The sequence below is a fragment of the Halomonas sp. 707D4 genome (genome assembly GCF_024158685.1).
Classification (GTDB): domain Bacteria; phylum Pseudomonadota; class Gammaproteobacteria; order Pseudomonadales; family Halomonadaceae; genus Vreelandella.
Genome location: NZ_JAMZBD010000755.1, coordinates 1 through 1,029, shown reverse-complemented (window position 1 = coordinate 1,029; position 1,029 = coordinate 1). Strand labels below are relative to the sequence as shown.

Below are 1,029 nucleotides of genomic sequence, written 5' to 3'. Positions count from 1 at the left end.
GTGCCGAACAAGATCGCGAACACCGCCATGACGATCGCCACGTAGAAGGCCGTGTCGTTGAACAGCGCCCCGCCCCCGGCGTCGTTCTCGGTCAGCACGCTGAAGGTGGTCGAGACCGCCTTCAGCTGCAGGGCGATGTAAGGCAGGGTGCCGATCAGCGCCACGAGGCTCGCGAAGGCGGCCAGCGACTGGGTCTTGCCGTAGCGCGAGGCGATGAAGTCGGCGATCGAGGTGACGTTCTGGTGCTTGGCCACGCGGATCATCTTGGCCAGTACCGGCCAGAACAGCAGGAAGGTCAGCACCGGGCCGACGAAGATACTGGCGAACGACCACCCCGCGGTGGCTGCCTGGCCCACCGCGCCGTAGAACGTCCAGGAGGTGCAGTAGATCGCCAGCGCCAGGCTGTAGATCAGTGGCCGGCGGCGGCTGGCGCCCCGGGTGCGCGCGCGGCGATCGCCGAACCAGGCAATGCCGAACAGCACCGCGATGTAGAGTAACGAAACCGCAACGAGAAGCCCGCCGTGGAACATGCCTGTCTCCTGCCGTGAGCCCGTGAGGGCCCGCCCCTTGAAGTGGCCCAGTTTAAGTCAATCAAGCCCGGGCGTCAGGGTGGCTCAGGTGCTTTCGCAGGCGCCGTGCAAAAGCTCGGAGGCGTCTCGCAGGGTGCGGATGCCGGCGAGATCCGGTTCGCGGCTGTCGGCGTCCATCGGTACCAGCTCGCGGGTCTGGCAGTTGAGCGCGTAGGCCTTGGGAATCACCAGGTCGGTGTGGTGGCGCTCGAAGTGGTAGAGCATGAACTCGGCGACGCTGCCCTCGCGGGAGAGGCTGTCGCGGTCGAGCACCGTGAAGCGCGTGGTCATCGGGAAGACGAAGGTCCAGGGTCGCCAGACCTCGGTGCCCGTGGCGGTATCGACGACCTCGGCGGAGGCGGGCAGCTGGGCCCTCTTGTGATCGAACCAGCTGTACTCCACGTGGATCTGGTAGCTCAGCATGCCAAGCCCGGCCATCACCGGCACGATCCACTTGGGC

General features: G+C 66.5%; 1 protein-coding gene and 1 pseudogene. Both read right to left on the bottom strand.

The features are described 5' to 3' along the window. Nucleotides 1-530 (bottom strand): annotated as a pseudogene (locus BIS11_RS18475) (hybrid sensor histidine kinase/response regulator); the annotation flags it as partial. A gap of 84 nt (nt 531-614) precedes the next feature. Further along, nucleotides 615-1,029 (bottom strand): hypothetical protein (locus tag BIS11_RS18470; protein ID WP_253586849.1); only part of this gene is annotated, 415 nt, incomplete at its 5' end.